Below are 18,769 nucleotides of genomic sequence, written 5' to 3' on the forward strand. Positions count from 1 at the left end.
GTCACATCGGGCGCGGCCCGGGTCAGCCCTCGGTGACGATGACGGTACGGGTGAAGGTGGCCTTGACCCGCATCCGCAAGCTCTCCGAGGCCCGCTCGGCGGCGCAGGAGCGCCGGATCAGCTCACGCATCGCCTGCTCGACGTCGTAACGATCCAGGCAGGGCTCGCAGGCCATCAGGTGGGCGCGGATATCCTCGGCCTCGGCCTCACTGAGCTCGTGGTCGTGGAACTCGTAGACCTGTTCCAGCACGTGCGAACACTCGTCGCGATTCAGTTCCGACTCACTCATCACGATCCCCCCGGGCAATGCCGTGCTCGTGCGCATAGTCGGCGAGCATCCTGCGAAGTTGGGTACGTCCCCGGTTCAGCCGCGACATCACAGTGCCGATCGGTGTGCCCATGATCTCGGCGATCTCCTTGTAGGAGAAGCCCTCGACGTCAGCCAGGTACACCGCCAACCGGAAATCAGGCGCGAGGGCGTTCATCGCGTCCTTCACCGTCGAGTCGGGCATCCGGTCGAGGGCGTCCATCTCGGCCGAGCGCAGGCCGGTCGAGGTGTGGGCCTCGGCGCGAGCCAGCTGCCAGTCCTCGATCGAGTCGCCACTGGACTGCTGCGGCTGGCGCTGCTTCTTGCGGTAGGTGTTGATGAAGGTGTTGGTCAGGATCCGGTAGAGCCAAGCCTTCAGATTCGTCCCGGGGGTGAACTGGTGGAAGGACGCGTAGGCCTTGGCAAAGGTCTCCTGCACCAGATCCTCGGCGTCGGCCGGGTTGCGCGTCATGCGCAGCGCGGCGCCGTAGAGCTGATCGAGGTATTCCAGCGCATCGGTCTCGAACCGAATCGCGCGTTCGGCGTCGGTCTCGGGTGCGGCCTGCTGGGTCGCGGTGTCATCGGGGAGTGTCGGCAGGGTCATCACCATCGAGCCTACGCGATCGGGCAGACAGCCGCCCATTCGCGGAGTACCCGGAGCCTGGAGAGTGTCGATCACAGCCAGTGGAACCAGCTGACCCCCGGCTGCTATTCCCGGTCGGCATCAGGCACCGGCAGCACGAGGTCGGGTGTGTTGTTCGCGACGTTGTTGACCGCCCGGGAGACCAGGTGGGCTTCGAGCCCCGCACCCGGTACGGCGAGCAGGCCGCGCGGGTCTGCTCCGAAGCGGGGATCCAGCCAGTCACCCCAGGCGTCCGGCGGCACCACCATCGGCATCCGGTCGTGGATCCGTCCGAGCGCGTCGGCGGCCTGGGTGGTGATCACCGTGCAGGAGGCGAGCCACTCCCCCGCCGGCGACTTCCAGAACTCGTAGAGGCCGGCCATGGCGAGCAGTCCACCGTCGGACGGATGGATGAAGAAGGGCTGCTTGACCGGCTTGCCGCGGCTGTCGAGCTCGGTCGAGGTGTACCACTCGTAGTAGCCGTCCGCCGGCAGCAGGCAGCGCCTGGCCGCGAAGGCGCGGCGGAAGGCGGGCTTCTCCGCGACGGTTTCGAAGCGGGCGTTGATCATCCGGGCGCCGTTGCCCGGGTCCTTCGACCAGGACGGCACCAGTCCCCAGCGCAGGGCCACCAGCTTGCGCACCAGTTCGCCGGTGCCGGCCGCTGGTCGCTCCACCACAGCCGGGACGGCATCGGTCGGCGCCACATTCCACGACGGCTCCGGCAGCGGGCCGACCGACTCCTCGACCTCGAAGAGTTCCGCCAGCAGGTCGTTGCTCGCCGAAGAGGCGTACCGGCCACACACGAACCCACCCTAACGGCGGTGCGCAGCGTTCCGAATCTCCGATTCTGCTTGGCAGGCAGCCGACCGCGCGCTAGGAATGGGGTATGACGATTCTGCGCGCCTTCGCCCGGACGATGCTGGCCAGCTACTTCGTGGCGCACGGGGTCAAGGCCTGGCGCAATCCGGAGACCCTCACCGAGGCTGCCGAGCCGGTCACCGAGAAGGTACTGCCGGTGGCCAAGTCAGTCCTGCCCCGACAACTCGCCGCCTACCTGCCGACCGACAACGCCGGCGTGGTGAAGGTCTGGGGAGCCGCCCAGGTGCTCGGCGGACTCGCTCTGGCGACCGGACTGGGCCGCCGGCTCGGCGCAGGAGTGCTGGCCGGCTCCATGCTGCCGCAGGTGCTGGCGGCCAATCCGCTGAAGGCACCCGCCGGCGAGCGGGAGGAGGTGTTCGGCACGCTGTCGAAGAATGTCGCCCTGCTGGGTGGCGTTGCGCTGGCGGCGATGGACACCGAGGGCAAGCCCAACCTGGCCTGGCGCGCCCAGGCTCACCGGGAGGCGACCGCCCGCGCCACCGCACAGACCGAACGGGCAGCGAAGACGGCGAAGAAGCGGGCCAGACAGCGCAAGGCGCGGGAGAGCGTGCGCCCTTGACCGCCTGGGAGGCACCACTCGCTGCAGCGCCAGTGTCGGGGCGACTCACCGTCCCCGGCTCGAAGTCCACCACCGCCAGGGCCTATCTGCTCGCCGGGCTGGCCGACTCCCCCAGTCTCCTCCACGGCGCCCTTGAAGCCCGCGACACCCGGCTGATGCGGACCGGACTCACCCGGCTGGGCGTCGCCTTCGAGGACACCGAGGACGGTGCCGTCCGGGTGACACCTCCGCCACAGTTCCACGGCGGGGGCACGATCGACGTCGGCTTGGCCGGCACCGCGATGCGGTTTCTGCCGCCGATCGCCGCGCTCGTTGCGCCGGCCACCCGGTTCGTCGGCGACCCCGAGGCGGCGGCCCGTCCGGTCGCCCCGCTGCTGCAGGCGCTGGCCGACCTCGGGGCGGACGTCTCTGGTCCCCACCGGTTGCCGTTCAGCGTCGGCGGCCCGATCCGTGGCGGACGGGTGACGCTGGACTCCTCGGCCTCCAGTCAGTTCGTCTCCGGACTGCTGCTGGCCGGCGTCCGCTACCGTGACGGGGTGGTGGTCGAGCACACCGGTGGCCCGCTCCCCTCGCTGCCGCACATCCAGATGACTGTCAGCATGCTGACCCGTCGCGGTGCCAGGGTCGAGCAGCCGGCCCCCCTGGTTTGGCAGGTGTACCCGGGCGCGATCACCGGCGTCGTCGAGCACATCGAACCCGACCTGACCAACGCCGCCAGCCTGCTGGCCGCCGCCGTGATCACCGGCGGTGAACTCACCACCGTCTGGCCGCAGGACTCGCTGCAGGCCGGTGATGCGCTGGCTGCCGCGCTGGCCGCCTTCGGCACAGACCTGCGCTACCAGGACACCGCGGACGGCCGGACGCTCACCGTCACCGGGCCGGAACGGCTCAGCGGGGTCGATCTCGACCTCCACGAGGTCAGCGAACTCACCCCCGTGGTGGCTGCGCTCGCCGCCGCGGCCAGTACCCGCTCGGTGATCCGCGGGGTGGGCCACATCCGCGGGCATGAGACCGACCGGCTGGCCGCGCTCGAGATCGAGCTCGCCGCGCTGGGGGCGAACGTCCGCCAGTCCACCGATGGGCTGGAGTTCTCCCCGGGCGCCCTGCACGGCGGGGTGTTCCACACCTGGGGCGACCACCGGCTCGCCCACGCCGGTGCGCTGCTCGGCCTGATCACGCCGGGGGTGGTGCTCGACGACGTCAGCTGCACCACCAAGACCCTGCCCGACTTCGTCGCCCTGTGGTCCGAACTGGCGGGCAGTGCCGCGTGACCAGCCGGTACAGCCAGGCGATCACCGAGGATCCGCACGCCGGTTTCGACCGTCCCGGGCGCCGGTCCCGGCCGCGCACCAAGGAACGTCCCAGCTATGCCAACGCGGTGGCGGCGCAGGTGGTGACCGTCGATCGCGGACGGTACCGCTGCCGGCTCGCCGACGGCACCGCGGTGAGCGCCACCAAAGCCCGCGCCCTGGGCCGTACCGGGGTGATCGTCGGTGACCGGGTGCGGCTGGTCGGCAACACGTCCGGGGACGAGGGGACGCTGGCCCGGATCGTCGAGGTGGCCGAGCGGGAGACGGTGCTGCGGCGCACCGCCGACGACGACGACCCGTACGAGCGTCCGATCGTGGCCAACGCCGACCAACTGGCGGTGGTGGCCGCACTGGCCGACCCGCCGCCGCGGCCGGGGATGATCGACCGCATCCTGGTGGCTGCCTACGACGCCGGGCTGGACCCGCTGCTGGTGTTCACCAAGGCCGACCTCGCCGAGCCGGACGACCTGGTCGACACCTATGCTCCGCTCGGGCTGCGGATCCTGGTGATGGAGCCGGGTGCCGATCTCGACCCGCTACGCGCCGAACTGGCGGGACGGACGTCCGTCCTGGTCGGGCACTCCGGGGTGGGCAAGTCCACCCTGGTGAACGCGCTGATCCCGGGCATCGACCGGGCCATCGGCGAGGTCAACGAGGTCACCGGCCGCGGCCGGCACACCTCCACCAGCGCGATCCTGCTCGAGCTGCCCGAGCCGGGCGGCTGGGTGATCGACACCCCCGGGGTGCGCTCCTTCGGGCTCAGCCACGTCACCGTCGACTCGATCATCGCCGCCTTCAGCGATCTCGCCGAGATCGTGGCCGACTGCCCGCGGGGCTGCACCCACCAGACCGGTTCGATCGACTGCGCCCTGGACTCCGCTGTCGCCGACGGCCGGCTGCCCGCCGAACGGGTTGACTCATTCCGGCGTATCGAACGGGCGTGGACCACCCCCAGCCACTAGGTTTACGTCCATGGCTGACCAATCCCTGGTGGACGACCTGCGCCTGGCACATGTGCTCGCCGACGCCGCCGACGCCATCACCACCGCCCGCTTCAAGGCCGAGGACCTGGTGGTGGCTGCCAAGCCCGACCGTACCCCGGTCACCGACGCCGACACCGCGGTGGAGGACACGATCCGCTCGATGCTGGCGCGCACCCGTCCGCGCGACGCGGTGCACGGCGAGGAGCGACAGGACTCCGGCTGGGGACCGCGGCGCTGGGTGATCGACCCGATCGACGGGACGGCGAACTTCCTGCGCGGGGTGCCGGTCTGGGCGACCCTAATCGCGCTGATGCACGGCGACGAGGTGGTGGCCGGCGTGGTGTCGGCGCCTGCGCTCAGCCGGCGCTGGTGGGCCAGCAAGGGTGCCGGTGCCTTCACCGGCAGGACGCTGCTGCAGGCCAGCCCCTGCCGGGTCTCGGCGGTCGAGCGGGTCGCCGACGCCTCGCTGTCGTACTCGTCGATCGGCGGCTGGGTCGACTCCGGCCGCGGCCAGCAGTTCGTCGACCTGCTGCGGGACTGCTGGCGCACCCGGGCCTACGGCGACTTCTGGAGCTACATGCTGCTCGCCGAGGGCGCCGTGGACCTGGCCGCCGAGCCCGACCTGGCGCTCTACGACATGGCGGCACCGTCCATCGTGGTCACCGAGGCCGGGGGGTCGTTCACCAACCTCGACGGCAAGCCCGGCCCCCACGGGCCCGGCGCCGTGGCCACCAACGGCCAGCTGCACGAGGAGATCGTCGCCCGGCTCTCGCTGGAGAACGAGGCCGACCTCTGAGGCACGCCCGGTAGCCCCTACCAGGCCCGGATCCGCGGGATCGCGGCCAGCAGCGCCTTGGTGTAGTCGGTCTGCGGGTTGGCGTAGACCTGCTCGGCGCTGCCGTGCTCGACGATCCGGCCGTGCTGCATGACCAGCAGGGTGTCGCACAGGTGGCGTACCACCATCAGATCGTGGCTGACCACGATCAGGGTCAGACCGTGGCCGGCAACCAGGTCGTTGAGCAGGTTCATCACCTGCGCCCGCACCGACACATCCAGCGCCGAGACCGGCTCATCGGCGATCAGCACGTCCGGCTTGGGCGCCAGCGCGCGGGCGATCGCGATCCGCTGCCGCTGACCACCGGAGAACTCGTGCGGGAACCGCTCGGCGGCCTCCAGCGGCAGATCGACGTCCGCCATCACCTCGGCCAACCTGGCCCGGTGATCCACCCCGGCAGGCAACTGCCGGCGCACCAACGACGAGCGCAACGGCTCGGTGATGATCTGCGACACCCGCATCCGAGGGTTCAGCGAAGAGCGCGGATCCTGAAAGACCATCTGGACGCTGGCCCGCAGGAAGCCGAGATCGCGCTCCCGCAGCCGGCTGATCTCACGGTCCTCGAACCACACCTGCCCAGACGTCGGCCGGTCCAGCCCAGCCAGAATCCGGATCAGCGTGGACTTGCCAGACCCTGACTCCCCCACGATCCCCAACCGCTGCCCGCGCCGCAGCGTCAGCGAGGCGTCCGCCAGAGCGCGCACCTGGCGCGAACCCGAACGGTAGACCCGATTGAGCCCCTCCGCGCGATACACCAACTCCTCCGACGGCGACGAGAATCGTGGCTCGGTCATGGTCACCGCCTGCCTTCCGGCACGCGCCCAACGCCCGGCAACCCACCAGCCCGGCCAGCCGCGACGTAGAAGTCATCGATGGTCGGCAGCCGATCCCCCGGCCGCACCAGATCAAGCCGCGCCGTCGCAACCAGGCCTTGGGTGTAAGGGTGCTGAGGCGCGGTGAAGATGGACGCCACCGGCCCCCGTTCCACCACCTCGCCGTCCAGCATCACCAGCACCTGCTGGCAGACCTGCGAGACCACCGCCAGGTCGTGGCTGATGAACAGACAGGCAGCATGCTCAGTGGTCAGCACCTGGTCGAGCAGCTCCAGCACCCGCGCCTGCACGGTGACGTCCAGGGCGGTGGTGGGCTCGTCGCAGATCACCAGGTCGGGGCCGTTGATCAGCGCCATCGCCATGATCACCCGCTGCCGCTGGCCACCGGACAGCTGGTGCGGGAAGGCGTCCGCGATCCGCTCCGGATCGTCCAGCCCGACGGCGGCCAGCATCGGCAGGACCTTCTCCCGGGCCGGGTCGCCGGCGTCGTCACGATGCAGGACGTAGGCCTCGGCCACCTGGCGTCCGACCCGCATGGTGGGGTCGAGGGCGGTCATCGGCTCCTGGAAGACCATGCTCATCGCATTGCCGCGCAGCCGGGCCAGCTCGCGTTCCGGCCGTCCGAGCAATTCGGCGCCACGCCAGGTGATCGACCCGGCAACATGGGCGTTCTCCGGGAGCAGTCCCATCACTGCCAGAGCAGTCACCGTCTTGCCGGAGCCCGACTCCCCGATGATCCCCAGTCGCTCCCCCTCCTCAAGGGTGAAGTCGACGTCGCGGACGGCAGGCAGCCGGCGGCGGCCGAAGTCGACCGAGAGGTCGGTGACGGTGAGCAGGCTTGTCATGACACCTCCCGCAGCCGTGGATCGAGGTAATCGCGCAGCCCGTCGCCGAGCAGGTTGAAGCCCAGTACCGCCAGTGCGATCGCCAGTCCGGGCCACAGTGCCTGCAACGGGGCGTTGAACAGGAACTGCTGGGCATCGCGCAGCATGATCCCCCAGCTCGGGGTGGGACGGGCGGTGCCCAGCCCGAGGTAGCTCAGCGCGGCTTCGGAGAGGATCGCCATCGCGAACCCGACCGAGGCCTGCACCCCGATCAGCGGGGCGATGTTCGGCAGCACGTGCCGGGTGCTCACACCGAACCAGTTGGTGCCTGACGCCCGGGCGGCGAGCACGAAGTCGGAGGCCATCACCTGCAGGGTCGCCGCCCGGGTCACGCGCGCGAAGGCCGGGATGGTGGCAATGCCGATGGCGACCATCGCCGTGCCGGTGGAAGCCCCGAAGGCGGCGGCGAGCAGGATCGCCAGCAACAGTGCAGGGAAGGCGTAGACCACGTCCGAGACCCGCATCACCACTTCCGACACCCAGCCCCCGGCCTGTCCGGCGAGGATGCCCAGTGGGACGCCGATCACCGCGGCCAGGCCGACCGAGATGATCCCCACCAGCAGGCAGATCCGGGCGCCCATCAGCAACTGGCTGACGGTGTCGATGCCGAAACCGTCGGTGCCCAGCAGGTGCGGCCAGCCCGGGCCGAGCAGCTTGTCGGCAGGCACCACCCGGATCGGGTCGAACGGCGTCCACACCAGCGACACCAGCGCGGCGACGATCACCAGCGCCACCAGGATGATCCCGACTCCCAGCTGGAAGCGTTTCACTCCGCCTCACCCCCGCCACGTTGACGCGGGTCGATCAGCAGGTAGGAGAAGTCGACGACGGCATTGATCACCAGCACCGCCACCACCAGGAACATCACCGTCCCCTGTACCACCAGCAGATCGCGCTGGCCGACCGCGTTCAGCAGCAGGGTGCCGAGCCCGGGCAGGGTGAACACCTGTTCCACCACGATCGCCCCTACCAGGACGCTCGACAGCTGCAGGCCGATCACCGTGACCAGCGAGACCGCAGCATTGCGGACGCCGTGCCGGAACAGGGCGGCATTCGGCAGCCAGCCGATCGCCCGCGCTGTGCGGTAGTAGTCCTCGTTGAGTACCTCGACGAAGGCCGAGCGGACGTAGCGGACCAGCACCGCCCCCTGCACCAGGCTGAGGGTCACCACGGGCAGGACGAGGTGGGACGCCCAGCCGGCCGGATCCTGGCTCAGCGGGATGTAGCCGTTGGCCGGCAGCCAGCGCAGCCAGACCGCGAAGACGAAGACCAGCAGGATGCCGCCCCAGAACACCGGGATCGCCATCCCGATCTGGGCGAGCGCGTTCACCGCGAAGCCCTGCCAGTGCCGCCGCTTCAGTGCGGCCAGCATGCCGGCCGGCAGGGCGATCAGCACCGAACCGAGGATCCCGAACAGCACCAGCCAACAGGTGACGGCGATCCGTGGCGCGATCAGGCTGATCACCGGCAGGTTGGACTGGATCGGCGACATTCCGAAGTCGCCGACCAGGACGCCGCCGATCCAGTCCAGGTAGCGGACCACCAGCGGACGGTCCAGCCCGAGCTGGGCGCGGAGCTGCGCGACCGCTTCGGGGGTGGCGTCCGTCCCGAGCAGAACCTGGGCGAGATCGCCCGGCAGCGCGGCAGTGACCACGAAGATCAGCACGGATGCGCCGAACAGGGTGGCTGCGAAGATCGCCAGCTTCTTGCCCGCCTCGCGGGCAAGTCCTTTCCCCGCCCGCGGCGCCGGCCGGGCAGACTCAGGCGTCCGCCCGGGGTCGCCCGGCGCGCGGACAGTCCGCTGGGCCATCGCCGGATCAGCGCCCGGCGAGGGTGGTCAGGTCGAAGCTCAGCGAGGTCTCATTCGGCGCGACGCCGGTGATCGTCGACTTGGTGATCACCAGGTTCGGCAGCGAGAACAGCCAGATCGCGGCAGCGTCGGTGGCCAGCAGCCGGGCAGCCTGTTTCATCAGCGGCACCGCTCCTGCCTCACCGGCGGCGTCCGCCTGTTCGTAGAGCTGCTGGAACTGCGGGTTGTCGTAGTGCCAGTAGTACTTCGGATTGGCGAACTTGCCGAGGTCGCGGGCCTCGACGTGGGCGACGATGGTCATGTCGTAGTCACCGTTGGTGAACACCTCGGACAGCCAGCGGCTGAAGTCCAGTTCCTCGATGGTGGTCTCGACCCCCACCTCCCGCAACTGGGAGGCGACGAACTGGGCGCTCTTGGTCGCATAGGGAATCACTGGAACCCGCAGCCGCAGCTTCAGCTTGCCCGCCGGGTAGCCGGCCTGCTCCAGCAGCGCCTTCGCCTGGTCCGGGTTGTACGGGTAGGTACCGGAGAGGTCCTCGTACCAGGGGTCGGTGGGCGCGACCATGGAGCCGATCAGCGTACCCTGGCCGTTCCAGATGGTGTCGATCAGTGCCTTGCGGTCGATCGCCATGGTGAGGGCTTTGCGGACCTCCAGTTTGGCCAGATCGGGGTTGTCATGGTTCAGGCCGAGCACTACCTCACCGTTGCTGGTGCCGCTGATGGTGGTGAACCGGCTGGTGTCGGAGAACTGGGACAGCGCGTCGGGGGCCTGCAGGTTGGAGATCACGTCCAGGTCGCCCGACAGCATGGAGGCGTTCATCGCGTTCGGGTCGGTGAAGTAGCGGAAGGTCACCTCGTCGAACCGGGCCGGCGTCCCCCAGTACGACGGATTCTTCTCCAGCACGACGCTGGTGCCCTTGTTCTGCTGCTTGAGCTGATAGGGGCCCGAACCGGCCGTGGTGGTGGCCAGAGCGGCGGTGCTGGTCGGGTCGACCATCATGCCCAGGGTGGACGCCATCTCGTACAGCCACATCACGGACGGCCGGCTGAGCGTGATCACCGCCTTGCCGGCGTCCGGCGCCTCGGCGGAGACCACCAGGTCGATCTGCGCGCGCAACGTCTCGGTGATCGTGGGATCGTTCTTCAGCCGGTTGACGTTGGCCACGACCGCTTCGCCGTCCACCGCAGCGCCGGAGGCGAACTTCGCCGCCGGGTTGAGATGGAAGGTGTAGGTCAACTGGTCGGGGCTGATCTCCCAGGCCTGCGCCAGGAGCGGTCGCAGGGCACCCTCGGAATCGACCTTCAGCAAGGTCTCGTAGACGTTGTAGAGCAGCGCCTGCGGGATGGCGGCGGCGCTGTTGTGGAACGGATCCATCGACGGCGGCTCGACGGTGGCGCCGACCACCAGGGTGTGCTTCTGACCGCTGGCGGAGTTGGTCGGAGAGGAGGTACAGCCCGCAGCCACCACTGCCATCGCCATGCTGACCAGCACGGCGACGATGCGGAACACCCCAGAACCGCGTGGTGTGGACGTGACTGCCACTGAGTCCATCAGCTCTCTCCAAGAGTCGGCCCCGCGGCGCGAGGAAGCGCGGGAATTCTAGCCCAGTCGGCCGCCGCCCACCTGGAACCGCCACGACGGCGCGCAAGGTGACAGCGGGTGGGCTGGAGTGGACGGAATGCGGATCGGCGGCCCGAGCCCCGGTCGCCGGTCGCCAACCGCGGATTTGGGCTTCGCGATCCGGCCACCTATAGTGGACCACGCGACGCGGGGTGGAGCAGCTCGGTAGCTCGCTGGGCTCATAACCCAGAGGTCAGAGGTTCAAATCCTCTCCCCGCTACGAAAAAGTGGCCCTGGCTAAGAACTTGGTCAGGGCCACTTGCCATGTCCGGGGTTCCTGCCCGCCCCTGCATCGAATAGCGGGACCACTCGCCATCAGTGATATCATCTACCTGATATCGGAGGTGATCCACCATGGAGCAGATCCTGATCCGTAACCTTCCCCCCGGGACCAAGGCGGCGCTCAAATTGCGCGCCGAGCAGCATCGGAGGTCGGCCGAGGCCGAGGCACGCGAGATCCTTGCTGATGCTCTCGAACGCGAGTCGGTCACACTCAGCGATCTTCTCGGTATGGACGAAGGCGCCGACATCGAGTTCGAGCCTGACAGGCTGAACCTGACCGCCCGCGCATCCCACCTGTGAGCCGGCGTGCAGTACGTCCTCGACACCAATGTCGTCTCCGCTCTCAGAATCCGGGGACGCAACCCCGCGGTTGAGGCCTGGGCTTCATCAGTGGCTGTGAGCGACCAGTTCATCACCGCCACGACGGTGGCCGAGATCGAGCGCGGCGTGGCCGCCAGGGAGCGCTCCGATCCCGCCCAGGCAGTTGTCCTGCGCCGTTGGTTCGAGGAGCGAGTCTTGCCGGCCTTCGCCGGTCGCGTGCTGCCGTTCGACCTTCCCGCAGCCCGGCGGCTCGCGACCTATCGCGTTCCCGAGCACGCTCCGCTCGATGATGCCCTCATCGCGGCCGTCGCCCAGGCTGCCGGGATGACCGTCGTCACCCGCAACGTCCGCCATTTCCGTCCCCTTGGCATTGCCGTTCTCAACCCGTGGGAGCCACGTTCGTAACAGCAGTGGCGGGAAATAGTCGCGGACGGGGCAAAGTCCCCGGGCCGCCTGGGGACCGGCAGGACGCGACGTCGCCGCCGGTGACGGTGTTGGGACGCTAAGGTGTCACCAGGCGATGGATCCCGCCTGGGCTGAGCCCGAACCGCCGTCCGGCTGATGGTTCCTGCCCCACGTCAGGGCAGGCCGCAGGCTGCCCAGGAGGTACGGATGCGCGAGGTTCCCCAACCCGCTCCCGACCGGATCGTGCCGGTGGCAGGCCATCCGCTGGTGGTCGGCATCGTCCCCGGCCAGCCCGACCTGGTTGCGCTCACCGCCGCTGCCTGGGCGACGGATCTCCGGGTGCCGCTCTACTTCGCCTACGCCGACCAGGAGCGGGTGGTCGACGAGGAATATCCTGACGGCACCGTCCGCCACTCCAGCCTCCAGCCGGACGTGGTCGACGACTCCTGGCTGCGACGCCAGCAGGCGATCCTGTCCTTCCTGAACGGGCTGATCGGCGACCGCGTGCCCTGGGAGTTCCGCTATCTGGCCGGACGGGCCGACCGCGCCCTCACCCACCTCGCCCGGGCGGTCGGGGCCTCGGCGATCGTGGTGGGTGCCCGGCATCCGTCCAGCACGGAGCGGGTGCACGAGTTCTTAGCCGAGTCGGTGGGGTTGCACCTCAGCCGGCACCAGCACCGCCCCGTCCTGGTGGTGCCACTCAGCGTCGTCGACTGGAAGGCCCCTGCCCCGTGGAAGTGACTGCCCGCCCCGGCCTGCGCCCAGCACTGCTCGGCCTGGTCTTCGCCGGCGGGACGGTGGGCACCGCCGTGCGCTGGGGACTGGAGACCGGCTTCGGCGCGCCCGCCGGCAGTTGGCCGTGGACCACCCTGTGGATCAACCTGTCCGGTTCTCTGCTGCTCGGCGGACTGCTGGAGGCCCTGGCAGCCACCGGCCCGGACAGCGGCTGGCGCCGCCGGGTGCGGCTCGGCGTCGGCACCGGGCTGCTCGGCGGGTACACCACCTATTCGACGTTCTCGATCGAGACCGTGCGGCTGGTCCGGGAGGGCACGCTCTGGCTGGGCCTGGCCTACGCCGTGGTCAGCGTGGTCGCCGGGATCGGCCTCGCACTGGCCGGCAACCGGTTGGTGCGGCTGCTGCTGCGGCGACGGCCTCAGGCAACTGCCGGACGGCCGGAAGGCAGGACGGCATGATCCCGCTCCTGATCGCCGTCGCCGGCGGCCTCGGTGCCACCTGCCGCTTCGTGCTCGACTCGCTGATCTCCCGGCTGCGGGCTCCCCTGCCGCTCGGCACCCTGGTGATCAACGTCACCGGGTCCTTCCTGCTCGGCCTGGTGACCGGGTGGCTGCTGGCCACCGGCAACCAGTGGGCGGCCGTCGCCGGTACCGGTTTCCTGGGCGGCTACACCACCTTCTCCACCGCCAGCGTCGAAGCTGCCCGGCTGCTGCGTGCCGGGCGTGGCTGGAGCCTGCTGCTGCACGCCGGGGGCATGGTGGTGGTCAGCGTGGCGGCAGCCGCACTCGGCCTGTGGCTGGTCCTGTCCTGAGCCCGGCTGTCGCCCACCGCCCGGATGTGGTGAGATAGCCGCCGTGCCCCTGCAGTACCCGGTTCACACCACCACCCTCGACAACGGCCTGCGGGTCGTGGTCAGCCCCGACCCCGCCGTCCCGATCGTTGCGGTCAACCTCTGGTACGACGTCGGCTCCCGGGACGAGCAGCCGGGACAGACCGGGTGGGCTCACCTCTTCGAGCACCTGATGTTCCAGGGTTCGGCGAATGTCGCTTCCGGCGAGCACCTGAACACGCTGCAGAACGTCGGCGGCTCGGTGAACGCCACCACCTCCTTCGACCGGACCAACTATTTCGAGACCGTGCCCACCGGGGCGCTCGACCTGGCGCTGTGGTTGGAGGCCGACCGGCTGGCCAGTCTGGCCGACAACCTCAGCCAGGCTAACGTCGACACCCAGCGGGAGGTGGTCAAGGAGGAGAAGCGGCAGCGCTACGACAATGTTCCCTACGGCCACGCCGTGCGACATCTGGTCGAGCTGGTCTTCCCCTCCGAGCATCCCTACGGACATGTCACGATCGGCCGGATGGCCGATCTGGACGCCGCCACCCCCGAGACTGCCCAAGCCTTCTTCGGCCGCCACTACCGGCCGGAGAACGCCGTGCTGAGCCTGGTCGGCGACCTCACCGTCCGGGAAGGGTTCAGGCGCGCCGAGAAGGCCTTCGGCTGGATCGCCGGTGGCGAGCGCCGCCCCCGCACGAACACGGCACCGCTGCCTGGCCTGCGGGGCCGGCCGCGTCAGGAGATCCTCGCCGACGTCCCGGCCGACGCCGTCTACCTGGCCTGGCGGCTGCCCGCCCGGGACAGCCGGCGGTTCGATGCCACCGACCTGGCGCTCGCCGTGCTCGGCGACGGGCAGTCCTCCCGGCTGCAGCGCGTCCTGGTCCGCGAACGCGAACTCGCGGCGTCGGCCTCCGCCGGTGCGCTCGGCCTGATCGCCGGCACCAGCCTCGGCCTGGCCAGCGCCCGCGCCCTGCCCGGTGTCTCGCCCGACGACCTGGAAGGCGCGTTGACCCTGGAGGTCGAACGGCTCGCCAGCGCCGGGCCGACGCCGTCGGAGGTGGCTCGCGCGGTCGTGCAGTTCGAGCGGCTCTGGCTGAGCGAGCTCGCCCAGGTGGACGCCCGGGCCGACCAGTTCGGCGGCTACGCCACCCTCCACGGCGATCCCGAGCGGGTGAACCGCAGGCTCGCCGAGGTCCAGGCCATCAGCGTCGAGGAGGTGGGTGCGGCAGCAGCCGAGTTGCTCACCCCGGACCGCTCGGCGGTCCTGCGTTACGTCAAGGAGACCGCATGAAAGGCCACAGCAGACGACCGGCGGTGCACCCGCCCCATCGCTGGGCCTTTCCCCAGCCGGCGCGCACCTGGCTGGACAACGGGCTCGCGCTCCAGGCCTTCCACCGCCCGGGCCAGCACGTCGCCTCGGTCGGGCTCGTGCTCGACACCCCGCTCAACCTCGAACCACCCGCCCTCGAGGGAGTGGCCACCCTCGTCCACCGCTGCCTCGACGAGGGCACCGCCAGCCACCCGGGCACCGACTTCGCCGAGGCACTGGAGAACCTCGGCGCCGAACTGAGCGGCGCCGTCACCCACGCCGCCTCCGAGTTGTTCCTGGAAGTCGCGGTCCCGCACCTCGGGCCGGCGTTGGCGTTGCTGGCCGAGGCGGTCGTCGAACCGACCCTGTCCGCCACCGATGTCGCCCGGCACCAGGCCCTGCGGCTGGCCCAGATCGACCAGCAGTTGGCGAACTCGGCCCATCGTGCCGCCATCGAGTTCCGCCGGGCGACCATCCGGGGACGGTTCCGCGCCTCCCGGATGTCCGGGGGCCAGGCCCAGAGCGTCGCCGCCATCACCGCTGCCGATGTCACCGAATTCCACCAGCAGTACTACCGCCCTGACGGCGCCACCCTGGTGCTCTGCGGAGACTTCGACGCCGAACCCTTCGATCTGGCGGCCACCGCCTTCGCCGGCTGGCAGGGAACTCCTGCCCGCGAGGTGATCGGCGAGATCCCCACCGCCCGCCGGCCGCACTGCCGACTGATCGACCGCCCCGGTGCGGTGCAGGCCGACATCCGGCTCGGCGGCTTCGGGATCGACCGCAGCGACCCGCGCTGGGCGGCCGTCCAGGTGGCCTGCCACGCCATGGGCGGCGCCTTCCTGAGCCGGCTGAACCGAGTGCTGCGAGAGGAGAAGGGCTACACCTACGGCATCCACCTGGTCGACCACCCGCTGCGCGACGGCGGCCTGATCGCCGCCCAGGCATCCTTCCGCACCGACGTGGCAGTGGACGCCATCACCATCGCCACCCGGCTGCTGGACGTGGTCACCACGCCCTTCACCGCCGCGGAGGTGAACGATGCGGTGGGCTATCTGCAGGGCACCTCGCCGATGCGCTACGCCACCGCTCGCGGGGTCACCGAGGCGGTCACCGGTCTGGTCGCCCACGGGTTGTCGGCGGACTTCGTGAACTCGTTCAGCGAGGCGCTCGAGCTGGTCACCCCCGACGAGGCCAGCGCAGCACTCACCGATCTGCTCCCTCCCGACCGGCTCACCCTGGTGGTGGTCGGCGACGCCACAGCCCTCGCAGCGCCGCTGCGGGACGCCGGCTGGGACGTCGAGTTGCGCTGAGCCCAACTCAGCGCTTGAGCTGAGCCTGTGCTTCCTCCAGCGACTTCCGGGCCAGTTCGATCTGCTTCTGGTACTCGGCCAGGTCGCCCGCCCGCAGCGCGTTGTCTGCGGCCACGAAGGCGGTCTCGGCCTGCTGCAGCAGGACGGTAGCCGCCTGCTTGGCATCCGAGGGCAGATTGGGGTCGGTGGTCGGCGCCGTGGTCGCCGGCGGCGTCGTGGGCGTGGACGGCTCCGTGGGCTGCTCGGTCGGCGGGGTGACCGGATCGACCGGGTTCTCCCCGGTCTCGGCGCCCGCGTCCCCCTTGAAGGTCTCGTCGAGCGCCTCCTGCAGGGTGGCACCGATCCCCACGCTCTGCCCGAACCGGACGATCACATAGGTCAGCACCGGGTAGGAGCCGTTGCTCCCCTGCCGCTGGGTGTACACCGGCAGCACGTACAGCAGGCCCGCGCCCATCGGCAGGGTGAGCAGGTTGCCGTAGCTGGCCGCCGCTGAGCCCTGGTTGAGATAGGGACGTAACACTTCCGCCACCCGGCTGTTCGCCGTCATCGCGTTGAAGGTCTGGCCCGGCCCGTCGATCTGATGGGTGTCCGACATCCGCAGCACCCGCAGCTTGCCGTAGTCCGGGCTGGTCGCCTCGGCGACCACCGCGAGATAGCTCGCCAGGTTCGACCGTCCCCGCGGGACGAAGACCGAGGTCTGGCTGAACACCGGCGCGTCGTCCGTGGGCCACTTGATCGACAGGTAGTACGGCGGCTCGTTGGCCTCACCGGTGTTGGTGACCGGGTCGTTCGGCACCTGCCACAGGTCGGACTGCTGGTACCAGCTGGCCGGATCAGTCATGTGGTAGCGGCGCAGGATCTCGCGCTGCACCTTGAACAGATCCTCCGGGTAGCGCAGGTGCGCCAGCAGGTCGGGGCTGATCGCATCCTTGGGCTGCACCGTGCCCGGGAACGCCTTGGCGTAGGTCTGCAGGATCGGATCGCTCTCGTCCCAGGCGTACAGCGCGACGGTGCCGTTGCTGGCATCCACCACCGCCTTGACCGAGTTGCGCAGGTAATTGACCATCTGGTCCAGCCCGGTGGCACCGGTGGTGCGGGTCTGCGAGTCCGACGTGGACTGGCGCAACCCGACCAACTCGCTGTTGGGGTAGCTGCGGCTGGTGGTGTAGGCGTCGACGATCCAGACCAGCCGGCCGTCCACCACGGCGGGGTAGCTGTTGTTGTCCAGCGTGAGCCAGGGCGCCACCTGCTCCACCCGCTCCCGCGGGGTGCGGTTGTACAGCAACTTGGACTGCGAGTTCACCCGGTCGGACAGCAGGAAGTTCAGGTCCATGAAATGGGCCGCGTAGAGCAGCCGGTTGACGATGCTGCCGATCGGGACGCCGCCCGTCCCGGCGTACACGTTGTACTGCTCGCCGCCGCCCTTGCCGCCACCGGGGGTGTCCAGCTCGATCGGCGCTTGTCCCGGTTCCCGGCCGACGATGGCGAACTGGTCGCTCTTCTCGCCGAAGTAGATCCGGCCCTCGTACTCTCCCAACGCCCCGCTCGGCGGCAGGTCGCGCTCGACCCACTCCGGCTGGCCGTCGGACTGCCGGCGGTTGCCATAGGCGGCGACCATTCCGTAGCCATGGGTGTAGACCGTGTGGATGTTGTTCCACGCCTTGTCCGGCACGTTGTTGAGGTTCATCTCCCGGGCGGCGACGACCATGTCGCGCTCGACCCCGTCCACCACGTACCGGTCGACGTCCAGCACGTCCGGGAACGAGTAGTAGCCGCGTACCTGTTGCAGCTGCTCGAACGCGGCACCCACCCGGGCCGGGTCGATCAGGCGGATGCCGGGCAAGGCCTCGGCATCCTCCTTCAACTGCCCGGGACGCACATCGGTGACCGCATCGTAGGCGGTGGTCTCCACCTCGGAGATCCCGAACGCCTTGCGGGTCGCGTCGATGTGGTGCTGCATGTACGTGCCCTCTTTGTCGGGCTCGTTCGGCGAGACCTGGAAGGACTGCACGATCGCCGGGTAGATCAGCTGCAGGATCAGCCCCGACACCAGCATCAGCACCAGACCGGTGACCGGCAGCACCCAGCGGTTCACGAAGGCGTTCAGGAAGAACAGCGCCGCGCAGATGAAGGCGATCACCGCCATCACCAGCTTGGCGCCCAGCCGGGCATGGTCGTCGGTGTAGTGCAGGCCGGTGAAGATGGTGCCGTCGGCGACCAGATAGGCGTACCGGTCGACCAGGCTCTGCAGCCCGTAGACCACCAGCAGCAGGCCCGCCAGGATCGACAGGTGCCGCCGGGCCGCACTCGGACGGCTGCCGGACGCAGCACCCCGGCCGAGCTGGATCCCGCCGACGGTGAAGTGCACGGCGGCCGCCCCGATCAGCGCGAAGAACAGCGCGCTCATCGCGAACCCGAGCAGATCACGCCAGATCGGCAACTCGAAGACGTAGAACCCGATGTCCAGCCCGAAGTAGGGATCCACCTCACCGAAGGGGGTGCGGTTCAGCCAGGCCAGGACATCGAGGGTGGCAGCCTGGGCGGTCATGCCGCCGATCACCCCGAAGAAGGCCGCCGGCAGCAGCAGCGACAGCGTGAGGTTGGACGCGAGCAGGTCGGCGTACCGCTCCAGCACCTGGCTGCTGCCACTGCGCGACCCGAGCGGGCGCATCCGGAAGGCCAGCCACATGTTCAGTCCGACCAGCCCGGCCATCACCAGGAAGAACACGACGAACAGCCACACCCTGGTGAACAGCTGGGTGGTGAACACGGTCTGGTAGGAGACCGAGTCGAACCACAGTTTCTCCGTCCAGATCTCGGAGAACACCAGGAAGCCCACGATCAGCAACCCGGCGATCACGATCGTCGGGATCAGCGGGCCCCGTCGGGCGTAGGTTGTCGACACAAATGCTCCTCGTCGGACTGG

General features: G+C 69.7%; 20 protein-coding genes, 1 tRNA gene and 1 riboswitch. Of the genes, 12 read left to right on the top strand and 9 right to left on the bottom strand.

Annotated features, from left to right (window positions below):
* Positions 1 to 22: 22 nt before the first annotated feature.
* The 3 genes from rsrA to VB080_RS06740 all read right to left on the bottom strand — a co-directional run bounded on the left by rsrA (position 23) and on the right by VB080_RS06740 (position 1,732).
* Positions 23 to 289: a mycothiol system anti-sigma-R factor gene (gene rsrA / locus VB080_RS06730; RefSeq protein WP_323417667.1), complete on the bottom strand. Its 267-nt coding sequence runs from the start codon at positions 287 to 289 to the stop codon at positions 23 to 25.
* On the bottom strand, positions 282 to 911 hold the full coding sequence (locus VB080_RS06735) for a sigma-70 family RNA polymerase sigma factor (RefSeq protein WP_323417668.1): 630 nt from the start codon (positions 909 to 911) through the stop codon (positions 282 to 284). Before VB080_RS06735 ends, rsrA begins: the two co-directional genes overlap by 8 nt.
* Before the next feature lie 104 nt (positions 912 to 1,015).
* Positions 1,016 to 1,732 carry an SOS response-associated peptidase gene (locus VB080_RS06740; protein WP_323417669.1) on the bottom strand — a complete coding sequence of 239 codons (717 nt, stop codon included), beginning with the start codon at positions 1,730 to 1,732 and terminating at the stop codon, positions 1,016 to 1,018.
* 83 nt (positions 1,733 to 1,815) lie between these two features.
* On the opposite strand from VB080_RS06740, the gene VB080_RS06745 reads away from it, so the two are divergent.
* Genes VB080_RS06745 through VB080_RS06760 form a run of 4 tightly spaced genes read left to right on the top strand, consistent with a single transcriptional unit; the run spans position 1,816 to position 5,456 of the window.
* The gene (locus tag VB080_RS06745; RefSeq protein WP_323417670.1) at positions 1,816 to 2,367 is read left to right on the top strand and encodes a DoxX family protein; all 552 of its coding nucleotides are present in this window, start codon (positions 1,816 to 1,818) and stop codon (positions 2,365 to 2,367) included.
* Positions 2,364 to 3,638 carry a 3-phosphoshikimate 1-carboxyvinyltransferase gene (gene aroA, locus VB080_RS06750; protein ID WP_416339610.1) on the top strand — a complete coding sequence of 425 codons (1,275 nt, stop codon included), beginning with the start codon at positions 2,364 to 2,366 and terminating at the stop codon, positions 3,636 to 3,638. The genes VB080_RS06745 and aroA overlap by 4 nt, the downstream gene beginning before the upstream one ends.
* Positions 3,635 to 4,639: a ribosome small subunit-dependent GTPase A gene (rsgA, locus tag VB080_RS06755; protein WP_323417672.1), complete on the top strand. Its 1,005-nt coding sequence runs from the start codon at positions 3,635 to 3,637 to the stop codon at positions 4,637 to 4,639. The genes aroA and rsgA overlap by 4 nt, the downstream gene beginning before the upstream one ends.
* Positions 4,640 to 4,649: 10 nt before the next feature.
* On the top strand, positions 4,650 to 5,456 hold the full coding sequence (locus tag VB080_RS06760) for an inositol monophosphatase family protein (RefSeq protein WP_323417673.1): 807 nt from the start codon (positions 4,650 to 4,652) through the stop codon (positions 5,454 to 5,456).
* A 17-nt stretch (positions 5,457 to 5,473) separates the two neighbouring features.
* Here the strand turns inward: VB080_RS06760 and VB080_RS06765 are convergent, their stop codons facing one another.
* From VB080_RS06765 to VB080_RS06785, 5 genes are read right to left on the bottom strand one after another with little or no spacing between them, the layout of a single operon-like run.
* Entirely contained in the window at positions 5,474 to 6,289 is an 816-nt protein-coding gene (locus VB080_RS06765) for an ABC transporter ATP-binding protein (RefSeq protein WP_323417674.1), read from the bottom strand.
* 2 nt (positions 6,290 to 6,291) lie between these two features.
* Positions 6,292 to 7,173, bottom strand: coding sequence for an ABC transporter ATP-binding protein (locus VB080_RS06770; RefSeq protein ID WP_323417675.1), 882 nt, complete (start codon positions 7,171 to 7,173; stop codon positions 6,292 to 6,294).
* Positions 7,170 to 7,982, bottom strand: coding sequence for an ABC transporter permease (locus tag VB080_RS06775; RefSeq protein ID WP_323417676.1), 813 nt, complete (start codon positions 7,980 to 7,982; stop codon positions 7,170 to 7,172). Before VB080_RS06775 ends, VB080_RS06770 begins: the two co-directional genes overlap by 4 nt.
* Entirely contained in the window at positions 7,979 to 9,022 is a 1,044-nt protein-coding gene (locus tag VB080_RS06780) for an ABC transporter permease (RefSeq protein ID WP_323417677.1), read from the bottom strand. Before VB080_RS06780 ends, VB080_RS06775 begins: the two co-directional genes overlap by 4 nt.
* A gap of 7 nt (positions 9,023 to 9,029) precedes the next feature.
* Positions 9,030 to 10,574 carry an ABC transporter substrate-binding protein gene (locus tag VB080_RS06785; protein WP_323417678.1) on the bottom strand — a complete coding sequence of 515 codons (1,545 nt, stop codon included), beginning with the start codon at positions 10,572 to 10,574 and terminating at the stop codon, positions 9,030 to 9,032.
* A gap of 215 nt (positions 10,575 to 10,789) precedes the next feature.
* Here VB080_RS06785 and VB080_RS06790 point away from each other — a divergent pair.
* From VB080_RS06790 to VB080_RS06825, 8 genes are all read left to right on the top strand, one after another.
* Positions 10,790 to 10,863: transfer RNA gene (locus VB080_RS06790), tRNA-Met, on the top strand.
* A gap of 134 nt (positions 10,864 to 10,997) precedes the next feature.
* Positions 10,998 to 11,225 carry a FitA-like ribbon-helix-helix domain-containing protein gene (locus VB080_RS06795; RefSeq protein WP_323417679.1) on the top strand — a complete coding sequence of 76 codons (228 nt, stop codon included), beginning with the start codon at positions 10,998 to 11,000 and terminating at the stop codon, positions 11,223 to 11,225.
* Positions 11,226 to 11,231: 6 nt separating this feature from the next.
* Entirely contained in the window at positions 11,232 to 11,651 is a 420-nt protein-coding gene (locus VB080_RS06800; RefSeq protein WP_323417680.1) for a type II toxin-antitoxin system VapC family toxin, read from the top strand.
* Between the two features lie 102 nt (positions 11,652 to 11,753).
* Positions 11,754 to 11,824, top strand: a riboswitch (Fluoride riboswitch).
* 34 nt (positions 11,825 to 11,858) lie between these two features.
* Positions 11,859 to 12,392 (top strand): universal stress protein, encoded by a 534-nt coding sequence (locus VB080_RS06805; protein WP_323417681.1) that lies wholly within the window; start codon positions 11,859 to 11,861, stop codon positions 12,390 to 12,392.
* Entirely contained in the window at positions 12,383 to 12,844 is a 462-nt protein-coding gene (locus tag VB080_RS06810) for a fluoride efflux transporter FluC (RefSeq protein ID WP_323417682.1), read from the top strand. The genes VB080_RS06805 and VB080_RS06810 overlap by 10 nt, the downstream gene beginning before the upstream one ends.
* Entirely contained in the window at positions 12,841 to 13,197 is a 357-nt protein-coding gene (locus VB080_RS06815; RefSeq protein WP_323417683.1) for a CrcB family protein, read from the top strand. The genes VB080_RS06810 and VB080_RS06815 overlap by 4 nt, the downstream gene beginning before the upstream one ends.
* A 43-nt stretch (positions 13,198 to 13,240) precedes the next feature.
* Entirely contained in the window at positions 13,241 to 14,512 is a 1,272-nt protein-coding gene (locus VB080_RS06820) for a pitrilysin family protein (RefSeq protein ID WP_323417684.1), read from the top strand.
* Complete coding sequence (locus tag VB080_RS06825) at positions 14,509 to 15,843, top strand: pitrilysin family protein (protein ID WP_323417685.1); 1,335 nt, start codon at positions 14,509 to 14,511, stop codon at positions 15,841 to 15,843. The genes VB080_RS06820 and VB080_RS06825 overlap by 4 nt, the downstream gene beginning before the upstream one ends.
* Positions 15,844 to 15,850: 7 nt before the next feature.
* Here VB080_RS06825 and VB080_RS06830 read toward each other — a convergent pair whose 3' ends face one another.
* Complete coding sequence (locus VB080_RS06830) at positions 15,851 to 18,748, bottom strand: UPF0182 family protein (protein ID WP_323417686.1); 2,898 nt, start codon at positions 18,746 to 18,748, stop codon at positions 15,851 to 15,853.
* Positions 18,749 to 18,769 lie beyond the last annotated feature (21 nt).

The organism is Propionicimonas sp. (assembly GCF_034927565.1).
Taxonomy (GTDB): domain Bacteria; phylum Actinomycetota; class Actinomycetes; order Propionibacteriales; family Propionibacteriaceae; genus Propionicimonas.